A 21941-nucleotide genomic window follows, 5' to 3' on the forward strand; every position below is an offset into this window, starting at 1 on the left:
GAGTAGAAGGTAAGTAAATTAAATATAGCGCAACTTTTGTATAAATGTTGTAGTTTACTATTACTAGAAAGTCTTCTGAAATGAAGATGAGTTTTTCAAATTTTAAACCATTAATATCAGATATTATGAAATCAGCGAAAATAATTTTAAGCGCATTAGCAGGAGTTGCAGTAGGAGTTCAGATTGGTTTATTGATCGCTCCGGAGAAGGGGACTGATACCCGTAAAAAACTGACCAAAAAAGGGGAGGAATATTTGAAAGACATTAATGGGCAGATTGATGGCCTTCTGAAGGGAATGAATGAAAAAATGGATAAGATGAATAAAAACATTGCCTCCGTTGCAGAAGAGACCAAAGCCAGGGGAAAGGAACTTTTGGCAGAAGCAAAAGATAAAACCAAGTAAATTTTACCTTTATTTTGCAGGTCAATGAGCATTCATTGGCCTTTTTTTGTTTATACCTTAAATTAAGACAATTATGACATTAGTAAATACTACCGCCATCATTACAGGTGGTAACACAGGCATTGGATTTGGCATTGCTGCAGCGCTGGTAGCGGAGGGCGTAAATGTGGCCATCACCAGCCGTTCAATGAAGAGGGCCAGTGAAGCCGCTGAAAAAATCAAAAAAATGTCCACCTCCAAAGGAGAGGTGCTACCCCTTGAGGTGGATGTGAAGGATTTTGATGCCCAAAAAAGAGCCGTACAAGCCGTACTTAAGGAATGGGGGAAGCTGGACTATTTTGTAGCCAACGCAGGGGTAGGCCATTTTGCCCCCATCCAGGAACTTTCACCACAAAAATGGCACGAAACGATAGATACCAATTTGACAGGTGTTTTTTATGGGATCAAAGCATCTGTGGATGCACTTAAATCTACCAAAGGTTTTTTTCTCACCATTTCCAGTTTGGCAGGCACCAACTTTTTTGCTGGTGGTTCGGCCTATAATGCGAGCAAATTTGGACTTACTGGCTTTTCTCAGGCCATCATGCTGGATTTGAGGCAGGAAGGAGTGCGGGTTAGCACCATCATGCCTGGCTCAGTGGCTACCGGCTTCAACGACCATGAGGTAAATGAAAAGGATGCCTGGAAAATCCAGATTGAAGATATAGGCGAAATGGTTGTGGGCTTATTTAAGCTGGACCCAAGAACACTTCCCAGTAAAATTGAGGTCAGGCCCAGTATGCCACCAAAGAAATAAATATTTCTGACAGGTAGTTTCCAAAGCCGGTACTTTTTTTGGGTACCGGTTTTTTTTAGCCCCAGTGTGAGTGGTAAATTCAGGTAGCTGTAAATGGTAAAGCAGGCCTTTTTATGTGACACTACTCGGGGTAAGGATTACGGTTTATTTTGACCTATTCACAGGTATCCCGATGGATAAAATCATACAAAGTAACGGGGATTAATTCATGATTTTTTGAAAGTGTTTCCATAAAACCCTTGAAATAATTTTGGTTAAAAAATCTGGATTTATGCTTAATAATTTAGTAAAAATTACAATCTTTACAAGTAGAAGATGCTTTTATCTTTTATAGCAAAGAATATGGATTTCAAAGGTTTAAAAACACCTTAAGTTTTAATTTGATTTTTTAAAAGCGGAATGAGATGTGGGGAAAAATAGTAAATGCCTTGTTTCACCAAGGGCTGAAAGAAGCAGACGATCGGATTTTCAGGACCAGGCTGACCATACTGTCATGGGCCTATTTATCTACCGCCCTTTGTTTTATTCAATGTGTAATATTCGTTTGGGTTTTTGGAGAAATTCAGGATGGTTCTATCAGTTTCATTCCATTTATGTTCCTGCATTTGCTGCTCCTTTATTTGCTTATTTTCAAAGAGTGGCTCATCCCATTGGCACATGTGAAAATCGGCTTGCTACTGACACCTATATTGTTAAACTTATTCATCATGCAGGATAGCATCATTCTGATGGTAGATATTGCTTCCTTTTTTAACATTTTGATATTTAGCCTGATAATTCTTTCCCCGCGATGGACTATTTTCTATTTTATCTTAAGTTTTATCCCGGTTGTATGGGGCTATTTAAATTATGACAGCCAGCAATATCATCAAATTTTTTATGGTTATGAGGGTGGAGACTATGTTTTTGTATCTGTTCTTGCCTATTTATTGGTCATGGCTTTTATATCTTTAATTTGGATAAAAAACGCCCTGTTAATGTCCATTGTAGTATTATCTGAGCAGTCCGGGTTATTAAAGAAACAAAGGTCTAACCTTTTGGCTCAAGCCAGGGAATTGGAAATGGCGAATAAATCACTGGAACTTCAAAGAGAGGATGCAGAAAAGGCAAGAGAAAATGCAGAATTGGCCAATAAGGCAAAAAGCACCTTTCTGGCCACCATGAGTCATGAAATCAGGACCCCTATGAATGGTGTATTGGGAATGGCAGGATTGCTGAAAGATACCACTTTGGACGAAGAGCAGCGAGAATTTACTGAAATCATCTGTTCTAGTGGGGAAACTTTATTGAATGTCATTAATGATATACTCGATTTTTCAAGATTGGAATCCGGTGATGTAGCCATTGATCCCCACGATTTTAATTTGCGCAGCAGTATAGAAGAGGTGTTGGATCTGTTTTCAAGGCAAGCATCAAAAAAAGGTGTAGACCTCATTTATCACCTTCCCAGTGAGCTTCCGGTACTCATGTGGGCTGATGGAATGAGGTTAAAGCAAATCTTGATAAATCTGGTAAGCAATGCTTTAAAATTTACTTCAGCAGGGGAAGTCCTGGTAAAAGTGGAGGCAAAGGCGCAGGTAGAAGATGAATGGATGCTTAAATTTTTGGTGCAGGATACTGGAATTGGTATTCCCCCTGATAAGATCTCCCGTTTATTCAAATCCTTCTCACAGGTAGATGCCTCTACCACCAGGCAATATGGTGGAACAGGACTGGGCCTGGCCATTTGTCGTCATTTGGTGAAGCAGATGGGAGGGGAAATAGGAGTAACCAGCAAGGAAGGAAAGGGAAGTGTTTTCTATTTTTCCCTGCCCATGAAAGCATCTGAAAAAGGTGATCTACCAGAGGCAAACCAGGTCGACCAAAGCGCATTGGCTGGCCGGAAGGTATTGATAGTGGACGATAATTTTACAAATCTGAAAATTCTCAGCCTTCAACTGGAAAACCTAAACATGAAACCCTGCGTAGCTTCTTCAGCTGATGCGGCCCTGGATATTTTGGCCAGGGAAAATGAAATCGAACTGGTAATCACAGACATGAACATGCCGGAAAAGAACGGACTGCAATTGGCCCGGTCCATACGGCAGAAGTATCAAGATAAACCTATCATTTTATTGAGTTCCGTGGGGGACCAATCCAAAAAGAAGAATCCAGGATTGTTTTCAGCTGTTTTGAATAAGCCGGTTAAATATCACCAGCTGGTACAAGCCATACTTGCCGGGCTAAATGGCCAATCTGGAGAAGCTTTATCAGTGAGAAAATCCGGGAATAAGTTGGATCCGGAATTTTCCAATAAGTATCCTTTGCGCATACTGGTAGCCGAAGATACGCCTATCAACCAAAAATTGATTCTTATGATCGTACAGCGTTTAGGCTATCAACCAGAATTTGCCAATAACGGTATTCAAACACGGGAAATGGCGGTAAAAAATGAATATGATTTGGTTTTAATGGATGTTCAGATGCCGGTCATGGACGGACTACAAGCTGCCGTAGAAATTCGCAATGAAATGAAAGAAAACACCCCACAGATCATTGCCATGACAGCAGGAGCCTTGCAGGATGACAAACAGCGGTGTCTTGCAGCAGGAATGGACGGCTATATATCCAAACCTCTTGTAATGGAAAAGCTGATGGATGTATTGATTAATGTGGCTGAGCGGGTAAGGGAAAGCGCTTGATTACTTTTCCCATTGATCAAAAGCATCCTCCTGGTTCTTATTATCCATGATATTTTGTAAACCAATCATAATTAGGGTTTTATCGATTATTCTATTATTTCGAAGAATTTTTGTCGCTGCATTGGTACGGGGAAATTGGCGTTTCATGTAATTTTTATCGCTGCTTCTTTGATTTTTTTACTAAATTGTAGAGTGAATTTAGAATTATTCGAAATATTAATCCAATAAACCATTACACATTTAGCATAAGTATTCCGATATAACATATGGACAACAGAAGAAAATTTATGGGAAAGGTCGCTGTGGCAGGTTTGGGCCTTGGCCTTGCGCCGCAAGCTTTTTCCATTGGAAAACCGCTTGTAAGAAGAAACAAGAAGGTGGGCATTATCGGCCTGGACACCTCGCACAGCCTTGCCTTTACCAAAGCATTTAATGCATCCGATGCCGCCGCAGATTTGGGGGGGTACAAGGTGGTGGCCGCCTATCCACATGGCAGCCAGGATATTCCTTCCTCGGTGGAAAGAATTCCGGGGTATACTGAAGAAATTCAAACCTTGGGCGTGGAAATCGTCGACTCCATTGCCTCCCTGCTGGACAAGGTGGATGTGGTACTTTTGGAGACAAACGACGGGCGGCTTCACCTGGAGCAAGCCCTGGAAGTATTCAAATCCGGAAAAACCGTATTTATTGACAAGCCCATTTCGGCCTCTCTGGTGGATGCCATCGCCATTTTCGCAGCGGCTAAAAAATACAAGGTACCGGTATTTTCCAGCAGCTCCCTTCGGTATATGGAGAATGCCGTCGCTGTTCGGAATGGCGAGATTGGAAAGGTTCTGGGAGCAGAGGCATTTAGTCCGGCAAAATTAGAACCAACTCATCCAGATTTATTTTGGTATGGAATACATGGTGTGGAAACGCTCTATACCCTTATGGGTACCGGATGTGAAACGGTTCAGCGAACGTATACGGAGGGTGCTGACCTGGTAGTGGGTACCTGGGAAGAAGGTAGAATCGGAACGTTCAGGGGAACCCGTTCTGGAAAAAGCGGTTACGGTGGCAGGGCCTTTGGGGAAGAAGGCATCATGGATATGGGGTCCTATGGAGGTTACCGGCCACTTTTGGTGGAAATAGCAAAATTTTTCGATTCCGGGAAGGCACCGGTATCCGAGGAAGAAACGATTGAAATCTTTGCCTTCATGCAGGCCGCGGACGAAAGCAAAAAAATAAACGGATCGGCCGTTTCCTTACAGGCCGTTTTGGATAAAGGCAGGAGGGAAGCCGCTCAAATCAGCATATAATTAATATCCAACAAGATGAAAAATAGCAGAAGAACGTTTGTAAAAAAAGCCATAGCAGGTGCCACCCTTGCCTCAGTAGGAGGCATGCTTCCAGGCATGTCTGCCAAAAGTTATGGCCGAATCATGGGAGCCAATGAACGCATCAATGCCGCCAGCATGGGCGTTGTTAGCCGGGGTCACGCCGTGGGGACCAATTTTGCCAGCCAGGAGCAATGTGATGTGATATACAGTTGCGATGTGGATATCCGGGCAGCGGAGAAATTTGCCGGTTCGGTAAACGATATTCAGGGCAGCAGGCCAAAGATTGAAAAAGATATCCGCAAGGTATTAGAAGACAAAGATGTGGATGTATTGATCGTAACGGCTCCGGACCACTGGCATGCTCCGGCCGCACTAATGGCCTTGAAGGCAGGGAAACATGTCTACCTGGAAAAGCCTTGTAGCCACAATCCCCGTGAAGGTGAACTCCTGATGGAGGCCCAAAAGAAATACAATAAGGTAATTCAGGTAGGTAACCAGCGCCGCTCCTGGCCCAATGTGATGAAAGGGATTGAGGAATTGCACAATGGAGTGATAGGCAGACCCTATATGGCCAAAACCTGGTATGCCAATAACAGGGGCCCCATAGGAGTAGGAAAGCAGGTGCCGGTTCCGGAATGGCTGGATTACGAACTTTGGCAGGGACCTGCGCCCAGGGAAGCCTACCGGGACAATATCCTGCACTATAACTGGCATTGGTTCTGGAACTGGGGCACAGGGGAAGCCCTTAATAATGGTACACACATGGTGGATCTGGCCCGCTGGGGACTACAGGTGGATTATCCTTCCAGGGTGAATTCCTCCGGAGGCCGTTACCGGTACAATGACGATTGGGAAACCCCCGATACCCAAATCATCAATCTGGAATTTGACAACAATTCCGTCATCACCTGGGAAGGCAGAAGCTGTAATGGCAAGCACATAGAAAACGGAAGCGTCGGCACCTTATTCTATGGTGAAGAAGGTAGCCTGCTGATAGAAGGAGGAAATTCCTATAAAATTTTCAACCTGAAAAATGAATTGGTGAAGGATGTGAAAAACGATCAGGAAATCGATCCCACCAACCGAACCAATCCCGCTCAGGCACTGGATGCCATGCACATTCAGAACTTTTTTGACGGCATCATTAACGGCACGGAAGTCAGGTCTGAAATCGTTGGTGCACACAAAAGTACGCTACTGGTTCAACTGGGAAATATAGCCCAGCGAGTGGGGAGAACATTGGATATCGACCCAAAAACCGGGAACATTCAATACGATCCTACGGCGATGGAACTCTGGAAAAGAGAGTATGAGCCTGGTTGGGAACCAACCGTCTGATAGTATTATGTGTTTTTGAAGGCCAAACTTTCACCGTTTGGCCTTCTTTTCAATTTAACTCCAAAAAAGTTTCCCATGGAATTGAGTACCACCGACCTGATTGTGATTGGCCTGTTTTTTATCCTGATGCTGCTGATCGGCGTCTGGTCCTACTTTAGAAATGATGATGCAGAGGATTATTTTGTAGCCGGAGGGAAGCTTCCCTGGTGGCTGTCAGGAATTTCCCATCATGTTTCCGGTTACAGCGGTGCAGTCTTTGTGGCCTATGCCGGGCTGGCCTATACCCATGGTTTTTCGGTGTATATCTGGTGGGCATTAACAATCGGCCTGACGGTTATTATTTCGGCGAAGGTATTTCCTGTATTCTGGGTCAGGCTTAGAAAAAGGTTTAAAATCCAATCTCCCCTGGAGTTTTTGGAAACCCGTTACAACCTGGCTACCCAGCAACTGATGGCCTGGAGCGGAGTTATTCTGAAATTGTTTGACATTGGTGCCAAATGGGCGGCGATTGCCATACTATTGAATGTATTTACGGGGATTTCCCTGACATGGGGGATTTTGATTTCCGGGGGAATTTCCCTGCTTTACATCACCTTTGGGGGCTTGTGGGCCGTGATCATCACCGATTTTGCCCAATTTATCGTGCAGATCATTGCCGGACTGGTGATGTTTGTGGTGGTCGTGCAGAAGCTGGGCGGTTTGGAGTCCGTTTTCACCGTTTGGGATCAGCTTCCAGAAGGCAACGCCCAGGCCTTTAACGAGCCCTATACCGTAGGATTTGCCCTGGCATTCCTGTTTATCAATTTCCTTTCCTATAATGGGGGGCAATGGAACCTGGCCACGCGCTACATTTCATCTCCTACGGAACAACAGGCATCAAAAGCCGCCTGGCTCTCCGGTGCCTTGTACCTGGTTTGGCCGTTGATTTTGTTTTTTCCTATGTGGGCTGCGCCGGTTCTTCTACCCGACATGGAAGACCCTACCCAGTCCTATGGTATCCTCACCATGGAGCTACTGCCTGTAGGCCTGATCGGCCTGGTGATCGCTTCCTTGTTTGCCAACACCATGTCCATGACCTCATCCGACATCAATACCATCTCTGCAGTGATTTCCCGGGATATATTACCTGCTGTCAACAAAAAATTCCGGAAGGAAACCACTTCCCTTACTACGGCTCGGATTACCACCTTTCTTTTCACCCTTGGGACTATCGTGATCGCGCTACAGTTTGAGCGCTTTGGTGGGGTATTGGGATTGATCATCAGTTGGTTTGGCGCCCTGGTCGGACCTATTGCCATTCCCATGCTCTTTGGTCTGATTCCCTGGTTTAAGTCCTGTGGACCAAAGGCAGCCATTGGATCCATTCTGGTAGGACTACTGGCATTTGTGATCACCAAAAATATGGAATTAAACAACTTGGCCCTGGAAGTTAGCCTGCCAGTATTTTCATCGGCGATTACCTATGTTTTGGTTGGCTTTCTGGAAAGGGATACCGTGCCGGATAAAGTCAAACAAATGCTGTCCGATATTGCGCAGGAGTAGGCTTAGGCCTCCAAACCGGCCTTACACCAAGATGCACCAGAGATTACTCAGATTAGCACAGATAAAAAAACCATTTATTGGGAGAGGTATGCTACGTTATCCAGGGGGTGTAATTGCAAACCACACCCAGAGACGCTTTTGGCGATCACAAATCCTCTTTACCTGAATTACGGAATTACAAATTCCGCAGAGCGGGCTGCCATTTCGATATCCACTTCCAGCTTATCCTTTTTTATCCCGACAATTGTTTTGGTATACAACCCGACTCCTGGGTTTGACGGAATGTCAGCAAATAAGGAAAGCGGGCAGGCCGGCACAAAACCGGCCTGCCCTGAATTTTCTCAGGGAGGTGCGCCAGGGATGTGGGGAGAAGGATTTTTGTACCTTGATCTTTTGGTACTTTTGGATCTAAGCCAAAAGTACAAGAGGATTCTGCGGTTTGATTAAGATAGTTGCGGCTGGTCTTTGACTTCCGGCTTTACAAATGCCTCCAAATAGGTAAATAATCGGATAGCAAGGGATGTAGTTGCAATCTACATCCAGGGAGGACGTAGTGTTACCCAGAGAGAGAACCAATTGGTAAAGCTTTAAAATTACCTCGAAAACTCTCGTAATTATTCAGGCTAAAAGGAACATTTTTTTTCGGTATTTTATTGCTGTTTTTGAGTTTCAACATACCCGTTTTCAGCATTAAAATCGGGAAAAAACTAAAAAGATATTATTATTATAATGCAATAAAAAATACTAATAATTATTTTCCTAAACTTGTAGGAAATCCCATTTCCGACACCTACATTTCGGAAAAAAAGCATGATTAAATTTTTAATAACAAGCCTATTGCTGACAGGGTTTTTTCGAACAGCTTTAGCACAAGAGAACGAAACAGGGGAGGCAGCCCAGGCTTTTCTTCCCGCAAAAGACTACAGCCTGGGTATCAACAGCCAGTTTGCCATGGATGGATTATTGGATCCGGCAACATTCACTCCCATTGAGTTTTTGTTGCGCAAGGGACTGCCGGGTGACCGCAGCCTCAGGATAAGGGCCAGGGGCTGGGTGGAGAATACGAATAAGATAGAAGGAGAAGAAAACCGGAGGATCCAGCAATCCCGCTTTGCCATTGCTCTGGGACATGAGTGGCACCATCCCATCAACAAAAAACTCGGTTATTATTTTGGGGCAGATCTGGAGAAGGGTTGGGATATCCACAATACTACGAGAAATTATTCCTATTACTCCGAGACTTACGGGAGCGTTAAGGTAAGGAGATATGATTTTATTACTACACAATCATTAGGTTTGGTCCCTATTGTTGGCTTTACCTATTCCCCGATGCATTACTTTTTTGTTTCCTACGAAATGCGGATGGAAATATTCTATAACAATACGAAATCGAGAAAGGATGGCTTTGCAAAATCCTCCGCTAACCCTGATGGGTCGGAGACACATTCCATTGGAGGATATGATGCAAAGGCCTGGGTTTTTGATTTTCAACCCTATTCCGGAATTTTTATTAACCTTAAATTTTAAAACAGTGAAAAAACACACATTATTTCGTTATTGCTTTTGTTTATTTGCCTAGAAGTAAGTGCTCAACTCAATGTTACAGGACCATTGCTGGTTTGTCCTGGTACACCTTTGGAATATGGAACTGATCTTTCTGCATCCGGTTCATGTACCTATACATGGACAGTTACCAATGGCGTTTTTGCTGCAAATGGATTGACAGAAATTTCAGGTCCGATGTCTATTACGAACACTGTTGATGTTATTTGGAATAATGTAGCTGCTTCCAATAACGATACGGCACCAAAAGGGAAATTAACGGTTACAAGGAGTAATTGTTATCCTAATGTAAGTGGTGATCCAGTCTCCGATGATTTGCAAAATATCCTTATTAAAACGTTAAACAATGTGACTCCAGGTTCTATAACCGGTCCGACTTCGGTAAACTTGGGAGTAGCTACGAATATTAATTATTCCATTGCAAGAGTTTTATTTCCAAATACCTATCCTAAAATATATGCCGATTCTTACCAATGGGTGATTCCGGCAGGTTGGAAGATAGGCACTATCACCAGTGACGGATCTACGCCAATCGGGAGTCAGAGCCATTCTGTTGCAGTCACTCCAAATTCCTGCGGTGGGGCAGGTCAAAAAGTAAAAGTACGTGCATACAGTAATTGTGCCAGCGGATACGTAAGCAACTGGAGAGAAATTACGGTTGCCAGACCCACGCCGGTAATAAGTTTTACACAAGCTCCGCCCACCTCGGTGGTCTGTAACGTCCCTACACCTATTACTGTAAGTGTTGCAAGTATTCCTGGCGCATCCAGCTATACTTGGACAAAGCCTGGGACCTGGACTGGTACTAGCGTCACCAATACGATTACGCTGACTCCCGATGGTTTCAGTGCTGGTCAAATTACTGTTAAAGCCAATATATGTGGAACTCAAACGACTACCTTGTCAGAAACAATAACCTTGAGTTTATTTTCAGTTGATACCCCTCCTTCCGTGTCGGGAGCTAATTTACTCTGTGCTACCAATTCCTCCTATACCCTATCAAATCTTCCTCCCGGTGCAACTGCGACCTGGGCAGTTTCTCCGAGCGCTTTATTTGGAGGAACCAAAACAGGAAGTGGTACGAATGCCAGTATTAGGGCATTTAATAATACAAGTACAAGCGGCCAGGGAAAAATAACGTTTACCGTTCAAACCAGTTGTGGATCGTTTCAAGTGGAAAAACCAATGTGGGTGGGTGTGCCCAAGCAAAATGATACATCCATCCAACCCAATTCTTATCCCCTTTGTACAAATCAGGCAATCTATTTTAATGCTTACTATAACAAAACAGATCCTGGAAACTCTGAAAGCGATATAATTAATTATGAATGGATTCCTCCTACTACAGGTTGTTATACTGTTGGAGGTAAAAATCAGGTAATGATATGTAATTTCTCGCAAGACGGATATTATGACATGAGGGTAAGGGCGCAAAATGCCTGTGGTGTCAGCGGGTGGTTTTGGTTTTATCCTTTTGTAGAAAACTGTTATTATTATGCGGTAAATATTAATCCTAATCCTGCAGAAGATTTCATAAATGTTGAAATGGTCCAAACTCCAACCAGCCAAAATGATGAAGGACAGAAAGATGGACTCAATCCGATGGAAAGCAGGAATTCAGAGTTTAGCTTCAATAAATTGGATTACGAAATAAAAATTTATGATCAGGAGGGATACCTTAAGGTGAGCCATAAATCAGAGAAAGAAAATCTAAATATTGATATCAGTTCCTTAGCTCCAGGTAGGTATTATGTCCATATCGAACATCCTGACGGCGTAATAAAAAGGCAAATACTAGTAAAATAATTAATCTTTTCCTGACGGGATTGTTAACACAGAGAACAATCCCGTCATTATTTTCATTAACCTAACCAAAGAAGATACATGTATCAGCGGATATTCTCAGGGCTATTTTTCCTAATGAGCCTCGCCACAGCATCAGCCCAAAACGATTCTTCAAAATGGAGCCAATTAGACTCCACAAACCGTTACGAGCTTGGTCTCAATACCTATTTTGCCTTCGATCAGTTGATGGATCAGCACCAGCGGACCCCGTTGGAATTGATGCTAAGAAAAAAGATTCATGAACAAAACAGGATCCGTTTGCGGGTCTTTGGAATGGTGAGCAGGTATAAAAAAATAGAGGCAGAATTTACCAATATTGACGGTTGGTCAACTATAGGCCTGGCCCTGGGCTATGAATGGATCAAACCCCTCGCAAGGAGATGGGAGGGATATTATGGACTGGAACTGGAAGGGAGCAGAGAGCACAGCAGGTCCTTTTTTGAGCAGCCGGACCTGGACCCGGAAACCAATTATCTTGAAAATACGGACAAGTACGAGCGGGGAATCAGGTTTTCCCTCTCCCCCCTGGCAGGCCTCCGTTTTAGGCTAACTTCGCGCTTGCTGCTTAGTACAGAGTTTCGCCTTTCAGGGTATATGGGAGAGCAACAATATACCGAACACATGGCCATAAGGACTAACGAAGAAGGCAGTCAAAATCAGATTCAGTCCTCCGAAGGTTATACAGTGAAGCTAAATGGTTTGCGCTTTCAGCCTTATACCGGGATATTTTTAAACTACCGGTTTTGATGTTTGTAATGGCCAACTGGACCTGCTAAAAACGGGGGCACCACAGATTACTCCGATTAACACAAATAAAAAAATCATTTATTGGGCGAGGTATGCTACGTTATCCAGGGGATGTAGTTGCAAACTACACCCAGAGAGGGAGCTTGCCCTGACTTTTTCAGACGTGATCTCTATACAGCCATCAGTATGCTTTGGATGGAACGCAGGTTAAAAAATGTCAAAACTATTTTTTAATTATTTGTATACCGTATTTTTAAGTAAAATTACCTTTAGGTTTACAATATGATTGGTTTTTCCAGGGAATTAAAGGTGTTGTCTTGCCTAGTGCTTTTTCAAGCTTCTATTTTTAATGGATCATCGCAGGGGATCAGGGGTTTGGTCACTTCAGAAGAAGGCGAACCCCTGGCTTACGCCACCGTTTTTGCAAGGAATCTGAATGATGGCATTCCCACCAACCAGGATGGAAGGTTCGAATGGAAACTACCCTCTGGAAACTACGATATCATTTTCCAGCACCTCGGCTACCAGTCTAAATTACAGACTGTAGAAATAAAAGACAGTTGGGTAGAACTGGATGTAAGTATGGAAATGCAAACATTTGCCTTGCAGGAAGTAGAGGTAAAGGGGGATCAGGAAGATCCGGCACTTACCGTCATGCGCAAAGCCATCGCAAAAGCAAAATTTCACCGCCTTCAGGTTCAGGAATACAGCATGATGGTGTACATCAAAGGCACCGGAGAACTGACCAATGCCCCCTTTTTTTTAAAAAAGAAACTGAAAGAGGAGGGGGTTGGACTCAATGAAGCCTATACTTCGGAATCGGTTTCTAAAATTCACTTTAAGCAGCCAGATGAAATTACGGAGACGGTCTTCAGTATACGGTCCACTGGTGAAAACAACCAAACTTCACCTGCTCCCTATATCGGGGCCAGTTTCTACGAGGAGCAGATCAATGGTCTGGTTTCTCCCCTGTCCAGGTCAGCCTTTGTTTATTACCGGTTCAGGTTAGAAGGGAATTTTTTTGATAACGGCTTGCTGGTAAATAAAATAAGAGTTATTCCCCGTTCGAAAGGAGAAAAGGTATTTGATGGGTATATCTATATCATTGAGGATTTATGGGCCATTCATAGCCTGAATTTGAAAACCTCCCTCATGGGTTTTGATATTGGCGTAACCCAGCAATATGCTCCGGTGGAAGAGAACATCTGGATGCCCCTGACCCATACCTACACGTTCGGGGGAACGTTTTTTGGTTTTGCCGGGGAGTACCAGTACCTGGCATCAACCAGGGATTATCAAATCACACTGAATCCCGATCTTCTGGTGGATACCAAAATTCTGGATGAAAAGGTAGAAGAGATTCCCGATCACTTTCCGGAACTTACAAAAAACGCAGATCCCATCGAACAGTTGGCAGCCGCTGATCAGATGAGTAGAAAGGATTTCAGAAGAATGGTCAATGCCTATGAAAAGGAATCGCTAAAGGAAAGAGAGCAGGCGGAAGTTATATCCGAAAGAAACTATACCGTAGATTCCATGGCCAGAAAAAGAGATCTTGTCTATTGGGATAGCATCCGGCCGGTCCAACTGACTGCCAAAGAGATACAGGGCTATCGCAGGGATGATAGTTTGGCTGTGGTAGCGGCTGCCCGGGAAAGTGATGTAGACTCAATCGCCCGGAAAGCTAAAAGAAAATTCCAGCCATTTGATTTTCTAACGGGTGGAGATTACAGTTTTGGGAACGGCAGGTCTGCAGGTTTTCATTCCAATTGGACCAACATTTCATTCAACACCGTAGAAGGTTTTAAAATCGGCTTTTCGGGATACTATCGGGTCGAAAAAAACACAAAAATGGCAGATAGTGTAACCAACCACCTGCGGTCCTGGAATTTCAGACCAGCATTCAGGTATGGTTTTGCCAGTAGAAAGCCGTACGCAATGCTGCACCTAAGGCGCTCGGTGACTAAAGGACGGCCGGGCTATTCATGGGGTATAGAAGGAGGGAGATACATTTACCAATTCAATGGGGAGGGCCCTATCAATGAGCAGGTTAATGCCCTTTATTCCTTATTTTTCAGGCAAAATTACATGAAACTGTATGAGAAAACCTTTACCAGATTATACCTGGCGCACAGAATTACGGATGCCTTCACCTACAGGGTGAATTTCAGGTTAGAGGATCGTGTGAATTTGGAGAACAGTTCCGATTACAGTTTCTACAATAAGCCGGAACGACGGTATAGTTCCAATCTACCAATAAACCAGGAAGCAGGGAATGAGGCCTTTGAAAATAATAAGGCCGTATTGGCAAGCGGCTCCATTGAGTGGAGACCTGGATTGAAATACAGGATAAGAAATGGAAGAAAATTCCCCTTAATGGAGACTGCACCCCTGTTAAAATTTAACTATAATAAAAATGTTTCAGGAGCTGGTAAATTCGATCACCTGGAAGTAGGAGTTGAGCATGCGCTTAATTTCGGCGTAAGTGGCAAATTGGATGTAAACGTGCAAACAGGTACTTTTCTGAACAGCTCTCAAGTCTATTTTATGGATTTCAAGCATTTTGGAGGTAACCGAACCATCTTTACAAATATGGGAGCGGCCAGCAATTTCCGATTTTTGGATTATTACCAATACAGCACAGCAGGTCCTTATTTCAGTAGCATCATGCATTATCAATTCAGGAAATTTCTTTTTACCCAATTGCCGGTGCTCCGGTTTTCAGGAATCCGGGAAAATCTATTTTTTAATTATTTAAAAACCGAAAACGCTCCCCACTATTGGGAGTTAGGCTATTCATTGGACAACCTGTATCGGATTTTCCGGGTAGAGATTGGCGCAGGCTTTGAAAATAACGAGTACAAAAGAGGTGGGATTCGGTTTGGTATCGCTACTTTCATTCAGGTCAATGTAGGGGAATAAAGTTTGATTGCGAGGGAATATCCACCTGGAAAATATTATCAAAATAAGAGCTGTCAGGGTAAATCTAAACCCTTCCATTAACCTTCGTATTTTTTTTGCCCCGGGTTCTGAAAAAGCGGGAAAAAACGGTAAGAAGCCAACTGGTGTGATGCTGGTATTTTCTGATCGTATACCGATGACGGGTTTGGTCGTCACTGCGAGGGTGAAGACGGGAATAAAAAGGAATCGAAAATAACCATCCACCCGCGGCAGTCTAACGGGGTATGTAGACGAGCTTTCGATCCTACTCCCATTTCCCGATAGATTTATGTTGCCGCTCCGAATCAGATCGCTTCGCTGTGCTCGCGATGACGGTAGGTGTACCGATGAGGTATTTATAATATGTTGAATTCTTAATAGATATAAATAAATACCGGCATCCCGATTTCTTCGTTTTTTTAAAATGTTAGGTCTCGTTGACAATATTCAATCCCAAAAATGGACAGATGACAGTAAAAGGCTACTCGCTTTATTTGATTGGAAATTTTCTTATCGATAATCGAAGTTCTCCAGGACAGCATTTTATATCAAGCCTGTCCAGCCTTCAAAGGTTATTGTTAATTTGGAAACTTGATTTAAGCTGTTTTATGAAAAGTAGGTTTATGATCCCGATAATATTATTCTCAATGCTGATTTTGGTGGCTTACGGGTTGGTATACGCTTTTCAGGAGAAGTTTTTTTTCTTTCCTGAAAAACTAAAAGACAATTTCCTCTTTCAATTTGATCAAAAATTTGAAGAAATGAACATCCCGATGAATGATGACATTTCATTGAATGCATTGCTATTCAAAACCGATAACCCAAAAGGCCTTATTTTTTACCTGCATGGAAATGCCGGATCATTGAGGACCTGGGGCGGGGTAGCTGAGGTATTTACCAAATTAGGTTATGACCTTTTTATCCTGGATTACAGAGGCTATGGAAAAAGTGAGGGGGTGATTCAAGGTCAGGCACAAATGTATGAGGATGTTCAAAGGGCTTACGATGTATTGAAAAGCAGGTATTTAGAGCAGAAGATCATCGTTTTGGGATATTCGATGGGCACGGGTCCGGCTACAAAACTGGCTTCCGTCAATCAACCCAAATTGTTGATTTTGCAGGCACCCTATTACAGCTTATCCGATCTGGTGAAACATTATTTCCCCATTTTCCCTTCATTTTTGCACAAATATCCTTTTGAAAATTACCGGCACATCCAAAACTGTACCATGCCGGTGGTGATTTTTCATGGCGATCAGGACGAAGTCATTTATCCGGGGTCCTCCATTAAATTAAAAGCACATTTTAAAAAGCAAGACACCCTGATCATGCTTACCGGTCAGCAGCACAATGGAATGACGTTTAATCCTGAATACCAATTGAAAATAAAGTACCTATTGAATCAATGACCTGTTATGCGGACACTTTATAGATTTTTTTTAATCCGGGAATCGTAATTTTCAAATTGAAAACGAATACTGCAGTGTTGTAAAGACGAAATTTAAGATTGAAGGAGGATTTGTTGAAACACCTGTTTAAGGCTGAATTGGTGCCATTTAGACGGGCTGAGGAAACTCCCCGGTAATACAGTGACCGATAAACGGTACCAGTTCAAATCCCCCTTTCTCCTAAGGGGGAGTGGGGGATTTTTTCGTAAACATACCGTATTAACAATTCCGAAATCCAGATTTTCCAAACCCAAAAACTTATCAGTACCAGGTAAAGTAGGTTGCTTCACTCAACTATTATCGGAATCAAAAACAGATAAAACCTGCTGAAAAGCCATTTGCAATGGCATCACGGGTACGTTTTAAAGATTGATTTTCTTTACGGCTGGTCTTTGGTTTCCGGCATTGCAAATGCCTTGTTTGCGTAGCTCATCGGATACCTGGGATCTAGTTGCAAACTGCACCCAGCGAGGGCCGGATAAATATCACACACATTAAACGGATTGAGAACAAATCCCTCCGCGGTGGAGGGCAAGGGGGATTTTTAGGCGGATATAAGCTAACTAATTAGCTGAAATGGAAAGTTGCGGCTGAATAGTTCTACATGAATCCAGTCCAACATGCACATCACCGGTAATACCCATAACAACGATTCTTGCCTATGCCAAGCCCTCCACTATTACGGAGGGCTTAGTACATGCCTGAACTTTCACCCGGTATTTTTTACCAATTAGATTCACTTCAGAACAATGATTTTAATCTAAAACTGCGCCGCTACCCGCTTGAAATAATCCATACTTTCCTTGACTTCCGGCAGGTTATTTTCCCAATTGTGCTCGTATTCTGCTGAAAAGACTCCTTCGAATCCTTGCCGGTTCAATTCGTGTAGGACCCCGGCTACATTGCAGTTGCCCGTGCCCCAGGGGATATCGTGCGCATCCCGGACGCCGGCTTTGTTCAGGTCTTTCATGTGCAGACTGATGATTCTTCCTTCCAGTTTGCGAAGGCTTGCTACCGGATCCAGACCGGAGCGCACCCAGTGGCCGATATCCGCACAGACCCCCATCAGTTCCGACCGTCCTTCCAGAAAGCGCAAGGGTACTTCCGGATGCCAGTACATGGAAGGCAGGGGGTGATTGTGCAGGGCGATCTTGATTTGATGTTCCACTGCCAGCTTCTCGATCAGGTCAAACTGATTGGGCCTGGGCTCTGTGGTCAGGATGCCAATGCCCATTTCTTTGGCAAAAGCAAACAAGTCCGGCCATTCTTCATCACTGGGACTGGCTACTCCGTAAGCCACGGCTTCAATATCGTACTGTTGCAGTAAGGACTTGATTTTATCCTTATCTTCCTGCGATGCCGCAAAGTGGGTGGTGGCATCACCCGTTTTGGTGATTTTTTGCCCGGGATAAAGCTCCACATAGCGTACACCGATGCTGTTTAACTTTTCCAGGGTTTCTTCCAGGGAAAACAGGCGAAAGGTATAGGCCTGGCTACCCAGTTTCCATCCGGAGGGAATTTCCTGCTGCGCATGTGCAGTGAGGGTAAGATAGGCGGTCAATGAAAGGATTAAGGAGCGAAGAAATAAGGTTTTCATATAAATCAGGTTTTTGGGAAATAACGTTTTGATAAAACTACTTATTTTTATCGAATTCTAAAATTGTCGTACTTGCGTTAAGCCGGAAGGAGATGGTTTTACACCCAATTTTCGTGGAGAAACGACCATCCTATTGGGCTATTACTTCCTGAAAAATGAAAGGCAAGCACTAAGTATCAATCTATTGACTCATGAAGGCTAATGTGAATTATTCCCTACCTATAAATAAACGAATGCAGCGAATTAAATTTCTACTGATCCTGCTTTTTTCGGGATGTTGCCATTCCCCTCTTTTGGCCCAGGAATCAGGCTTTGCTCCCTATCAACTTATTGCACACAGGGGAGGGGTGGTCAACGATACCCTGCCTGAAAACAGCCTGGCTGCGCTGGAGGAAGCCATAAAGAGGGGGTACGATAGGGTGGAAGTGGATGTCAGGCTGACCAAAGACAGCCTGTTGATTACCCACCACGACGGGGATTTTCAGCGCTATTACGGGGTGAATCGGGAGGTATCCGACATGAGCTGGGAAGAGATACGTGAATTGAGAGGAAGTGAGGGCCAGCAGGTACTTACACTGGAAACCGTTTTGGCCCATTGCCAGGGCAAGATCAAGGTGATGATTGATAATAAAATCTCCGGATTCAGCGAGCCTCTTTTTGACTCTCTGCTCGCCTTGCTGGATCAATATGGACTGCGGTCCGGGGCACTGATGATAGGTACCGAAGCATCCACGGAGTATTTTACCGGAAAGCTCAAACTGAGTTGCAGCATGGACCAGCTGAAGCAAAATTTGGATCGAGAAGATTTTAGCCCTGAAAATTACTACCTTTTTTCCACCAACATTTCCCCGGAGGATTTCAAGTGGGCTTCTGATAAGGGTTTTCTGGTGGTGGCCGCAGTGAATGCCTGGGTTTTTGAAAGCGGTAGGATTCGGGAGCCGGCCGAAATGGTCGTCGAAAACCTAAAACGTGCTGGCGTCCGTACCTTTCAAATTGATTCCGTTTACGAGCCGTTTTTCAGGTAGGTTTAACAATTCTGTTTATCCAGCCCCTGGTTACTAATTGCCTTTAATACGGAACATTTCGCTACTATTGGTGATTGAAAAAGGGTTAAACCTGTCAGGTTTTACCTACGCAAAAACTGTTTTGGCTTGCACGGCTAGAAAAACCTGACAGGTTTGCGGATTTCCAGAATCAAACAGATAATTTTTTTTTCGGATTGGGAAATTCGAATTGCATCATGTTATGTACCTTGCGAGAAAGTATTATTATCCATAAACTCTTTCGCCATGCTGGTTAAAGCCCCCTTTTCCGGAATCCGTTCCCTGACTTCTCATACACTTTCTACCGACCTGCTTGTAGTAGGTGGCGGGATGGCAGGCATCTGCGCCGCCATCACGGCAGCCCGGCAGGATCTGAAAGTCATCCTGGTACAGGACCGGCCGGTGCTGGGCGGCAATGCCTCCTCTGAAATCCGGCTTTGGATCCTGGGAGCCACATCCAGTATGGGCAACAATAACCGCTGGGCCAGGGAGGGCGGAATCATCGATGAGATCCTTTTGGAAAACCAATACCGGAATCCAGAGGGAAATGCCCTAATTCTGGATACCGTGCTGCTGGAAAAAGTAACCCAGGAGCCCAACATTACTCTTTTGCTAAACACGGCAGTTCACAGATGTGAAAAATCAGGTGCCAACCGGATCGCTGCTGCATTGGCTTTTTGCAGCCAAAACAGCACCCAGTACCGGCTGGAGGCCCCCTTTTTTGTGGACGCTTCGGGAGATGGCATCCTGGGGCACCTCTCCGGCGCGGCCTATCGCATTGGAGCAGAATCCAGGGAGGAATTTGACGAAGCGTTTGCGCCGAAAAAGGCCTATGGAGAACTGCTGGGCCATTCCCTGTATTTCCACAGCAAGGATTCCGGAAAGTCGGTAGAATTTATTCCTCCTGCCTTTGCCAACACCGACCTGCCCAGCCTTCCCCGCTTCCATACCTTTAACCTGCACGACCGGGGTTGCCGTTTGTGGTGGGTGGAATATGGGGGGAGAATGGATACCATTCACGATACGGAAACCATCAAATGGGAACTCTGGCGCATCATCTATGGCATCTGGCACCATATCAAGAATTCCGGAGAATACCCGGACATGGAAACTCACACACTGGAATGGGTGGGCATGATCCCTGGAAAGCGGGAAAGCCGGCGTTTTGAGGGGGATTACATGCTTTCGCAGCGGGATGTGGTGGAGCAGCGCAAGCATCAGGATAGGGTTTCCTATGGTGGCTGGGCCCTGGACCTGCATCCGGCAGACGGCATCTATGGGGAGCTTCCCGGCTGCACCCAATGGCATGCCAAAGGGGTGTATAGCATTCCTTTTCGCTGTTTGTACAGCAGAAATATTGAAAACCTCTTTCTGGCAGGCAGGATCATCAGCGCCAGCCACGTGGCCTTTGGTTCCTCCCGGGTGATGGCCACCTGTGCCCACAATGCCCAGGCCGTTGGAATGGCTGCCGCCTTTTGCAAAGAAAAGGGGTTATTACCCCGGGATCTTATGGAAGACGCCCTGATGGACAATTTGCAGCAGCGCCTGATGGGCATGGGCCAATACCTGCCCGGGATGCATTTGCGGGATACAGATAACCTGGCCAAAACGGCTTCCTTATCTGTTTCCTCTACTTTTAGTTTGCAGCAGTTACCGGCAGATGCCGGATGGAAAGCCCTGGACAGCAGCATGGCGCAAATGCTTCCATTGGAAAAGGGCAGGATTCCGGTTTTTACATTTGTGGTGAAGGCAAAAAAAGCAAGCAGGCTGGTTGTCCGCTTATTGCACAGTAGTCTGCCGGGAAACTTTACCCCGGACAGGCAATTGGCGGAAAAGGAGTTTCCGGTTTCCAAAGGGGAACAGGAACTAACTTTGGATATTGGGCTACTTTTGGATGCATCAGCTTACTATTTTATAGCCTTTGAAGCAAATCCCCTTGTTCAGGTTGGCATTAGCCAGCTTAGGCTATCCGGCTTGCTGACGGTATTCAACCGGGTCAACCTGGACGTTGCCAAGGGTAGTCGGCAGGAACCGCCGGAAGGCCTGGGAGTGGATGCCTTTGACTTTTGGTTGCCCGAGAGGCGGCCGGGAGGGCATAACCTGGCTATCAGTTGTAATCCAGCACTGCAGCTATACAGTCCTGAAAACCTGCTCAATGGCAGCTTCCGGCCAACCATCCAAACCAATGCCTGGGTAGCGGACCCAAAGGACCCCGAACCGACCCTTACTTTTTCCTGGCCGACACAGCAGAAAATCAGAAAAATCCTGCTTTGGTTTGATACGGACTTTGATCATCCATTGGAGTCAACGCTGAGGGGCCATGATGAACGTGTGATGCCCTTTTGTGTGCGGGAGTTTCAGCTTTTTGATGAAATAGGGACGCTTCTGTATCAGGAAAAAGGCAACCATCAGAGCAGGTGTGAAATCCGATTTGCTACCCCTATTAAGCTAAAAAAGCTGGTCCTTCAGCTCAAGCATCCGGGTAGGAACGTATCTGCTGGTTTGCTAGGAGTTGGGGTTTATTCCTGAAGTAAGTTTGGTAACCTGGGTTTGATTTAAAATGTTGCCTTAATAAACCGAGGCTGTCCGAAAAGGGCAGCCTTTTTTATGCGGCTATTTTTCCGGAATATTCGGAAAAGTTTGAATCTCCAATATTTCGTAGCACTGATAAACAATAA

General features: G+C 44.6%; 15 protein-coding genes. 14 read left to right on the forward strand and 1 reads right to left on the reverse strand.

The genetic code is table 11. The features are described from left to right. Positions 1 to 125 precede the first annotated feature (125 nt). From HUJ21_RS14620 to HUJ21_RS14675, 12 genes are all read left to right on the forward strand, one after another. Positions 126 to 404, forward strand: a complete 279-nt coding sequence (locus HUJ21_RS14620) for a YtxH domain-containing protein (protein ID WP_291371014.1) — start codon at positions 126 to 128, stop codon at positions 402 to 404. Between the two features lie 73 nt (positions 405 to 477). After that, positions 478 to 1200: an SDR family oxidoreductase gene (locus HUJ21_RS14625; RefSeq protein ID WP_291371016.1), complete on the forward strand. Its 723-nt coding sequence runs from the start codon at positions 478 to 480 to the stop codon at positions 1198 to 1200. A 404-nt stretch (positions 1201 to 1604) separates the two neighbouring features. Next, the gene (locus HUJ21_RS14630) at positions 1605 to 3881 is read left to right on the forward strand and encodes a response regulator (protein ID WP_291371018.1); all 2277 of its coding nucleotides are present in this window, start codon (positions 1605 to 1607) and stop codon (positions 3879 to 3881) included. A gap of 266 nt (positions 3882 to 4147) precedes the next feature. Further along, a complete protein-coding gene (locus HUJ21_RS14635; protein ID WP_291371020.1) occupies positions 4148 to 5179 on the forward strand; it encodes a Gfo/Idh/MocA family oxidoreductase in 1032 nt (343 codons plus the stop codon). Between the two features lie 15 nt (positions 5180 to 5194). Then, a complete protein-coding gene (locus HUJ21_RS14640; protein ID WP_291371022.1) occupies positions 5195 to 6538 on the forward strand; it encodes a Gfo/Idh/MocA family oxidoreductase in 1344 nt (447 codons plus the stop codon). Positions 6539 to 6613: 75 nt separating this feature from the next. Next, on the forward strand, positions 6614 to 8080 hold the full coding sequence (locus tag HUJ21_RS14645; RefSeq protein ID WP_291371024.1) for a sodium:solute symporter family protein: 1467 nt from the start codon (positions 6614 to 6616) through the stop codon (positions 8078 to 8080). 138 nt (positions 8081 to 8218) lie between these two features. After that, positions 8219 to 8527: a hypothetical protein gene (locus HUJ21_RS14650; protein WP_291371026.1), complete on the forward strand. Its 309-nt coding sequence runs from the start codon at positions 8219 to 8221 to the stop codon at positions 8525 to 8527. Between the two features lie 363 nt (positions 8528 to 8890). Continuing rightward, entirely contained in the window at positions 8891 to 9607 is a 717-nt protein-coding gene (locus HUJ21_RS14655; protein ID WP_291371028.1) for a hypothetical protein, read from the forward strand. A gap of 30 nt (positions 9608 to 9637) precedes the next feature. Next, a complete protein-coding gene (locus tag HUJ21_RS14660) occupies positions 9638 to 11449 on the forward strand; it encodes a T9SS type A sorting domain-containing protein (protein WP_291371030.1) in 1812 nt (603 codons plus the stop codon). A gap of 78 nt (positions 11450 to 11527) precedes the next feature. Further along, entirely contained in the window at positions 11528 to 12235 is a 708-nt protein-coding gene (locus tag HUJ21_RS14665) for a hypothetical protein (protein WP_291371032.1), read from the forward strand. Positions 12236 to 12517: 282 nt separating this feature from the next. Beyond that, positions 12518 to 15157, forward strand: coding sequence for a DUF5686 and carboxypeptidase regulatory-like domain-containing protein (locus tag HUJ21_RS14670; protein ID WP_291371034.1), 2640 nt, complete (start codon positions 12518 to 12520; stop codon positions 15155 to 15157). A 626-nt stretch (positions 15158 to 15783) separates the two neighbouring features. After that, entirely contained in the window at positions 15784 to 16584 is an 801-nt protein-coding gene (locus tag HUJ21_RS14675; RefSeq protein WP_291371036.1) for an alpha/beta fold hydrolase, read from the forward strand. Between the two features lie 799 nt (positions 16585 to 17383). On the opposite strand, the gene HUJ21_RS14680 is transcribed toward HUJ21_RS14675, so the two are convergent. Next, positions 17384 to 18220 carry a sugar phosphate isomerase/epimerase gene (locus HUJ21_RS14680; RefSeq protein WP_291371038.1) on the reverse strand — a complete coding sequence of 279 codons (837 nt, stop codon included), beginning with the start codon at positions 18218 to 18220 and terminating at the stop codon, positions 17384 to 17386. Between the two features lie 233 nt (positions 18221 to 18453). Between HUJ21_RS14680 and HUJ21_RS14685 the strand changes: the two genes are divergently transcribed. Together HUJ21_RS14685 and HUJ21_RS14690 are read left to right on the forward strand one after the other, a co-directional pair. After that, on the forward strand, positions 18454 to 19245 hold the full coding sequence (locus tag HUJ21_RS14685) for a glycerophosphodiester phosphodiesterase family protein (protein WP_291371039.1): 792 nt from the start codon (positions 18454 to 18456) through the stop codon (positions 19243 to 19245). 264 nt (positions 19246 to 19509) lie between these two features. Further along, positions 19510 to 21792, forward strand: coding sequence for an FAD-dependent oxidoreductase (locus HUJ21_RS14690; RefSeq protein WP_291371041.1), 2283 nt, complete (start codon positions 19510 to 19512; stop codon positions 21790 to 21792). Positions 21793 to 21941: the final 149 nt, after the last annotated feature.

Origin of the sequence: Cyclobacterium sp. (genome assembly GCF_014762705.1) — a bacterium.
In the GTDB taxonomy this organism is placed as follows: domain Bacteria; phylum Bacteroidota; class Bacteroidia; order Cytophagales; family Cyclobacteriaceae; genus Cyclobacterium.

Coding starts and splice junctions, on each gene's coding strand:
- HUJ21_RS14620 (WP_291371014.1), top strand. CDS start 126: ATGAAATCAGCGAAAATAATTTTAAGCGCATTAGCAGGAGTTGCAGTA.
- HUJ21_RS14625 (WP_291371016.1), top strand. CDS start 478: ATGACATTAGTAAATACTACCGCCATCATTACAGGTGGTAACACAGGC.
- HUJ21_RS14630 (WP_291371018.1), top strand. CDS start 1,605: ATGTGGGGAAAAATAGTAAATGCCTTGTTTCACCAAGGGCTGAAAGAA.
- HUJ21_RS14635 (WP_291371020.1), top strand. CDS start 4,148: ATGGACAACAGAAGAAAATTTATGGGAAAGGTCGCTGTGGCAGGTTTG.
- HUJ21_RS14640 (WP_291371022.1), top strand. CDS start 5,195: ATGAAAAATAGCAGAAGAACGTTTGTAAAAAAAGCCATAGCAGGTGCC.
- HUJ21_RS14645 (WP_291371024.1), top strand. CDS start 6,614: ATGGAATTGAGTACCACCGACCTGATTGTGATTGGCCTGTTTTTTATC.
- HUJ21_RS14655 (WP_291371028.1), top strand. CDS start 8,891: ATGATTAAATTTTTAATAACAAGCCTATTGCTGACAGGGTTTTTTCGA.
- HUJ21_RS14665 (WP_291371032.1), top strand. CDS start 11,528: ATGTATCAGCGGATATTCTCAGGGCTATTTTTCCTAATGAGCCTCGCC.
- HUJ21_RS14670 (WP_291371034.1), top strand. CDS start 12,518: ATGATTGGTTTTTCCAGGGAATTAAAGGTGTTGTCTTGCCTAGTGCTT.
- HUJ21_RS14675 (WP_291371036.1), top strand. CDS start 15,784: ATGAAAAGTAGGTTTATGATCCCGATAATATTATTCTCAATGCTGATT.
- HUJ21_RS14680 (WP_291371038.1), bottom strand. CDS start 18,220: ATGAAAACCTTATTTCTTCGCTCCTTAATCCTTTCATTGACCGCCTAT.
- HUJ21_RS14685 (WP_291371039.1), top strand. CDS start 18,454: ATGCAGCGAATTAAATTTCTACTGATCCTGCTTTTTTCGGGATGTTGC.
- HUJ21_RS14690 (WP_291371041.1), top strand. CDS start 19,510: ATGCTGGTTAAAGCCCCCTTTTCCGGAATCCGTTCCCTGACTTCTCAT.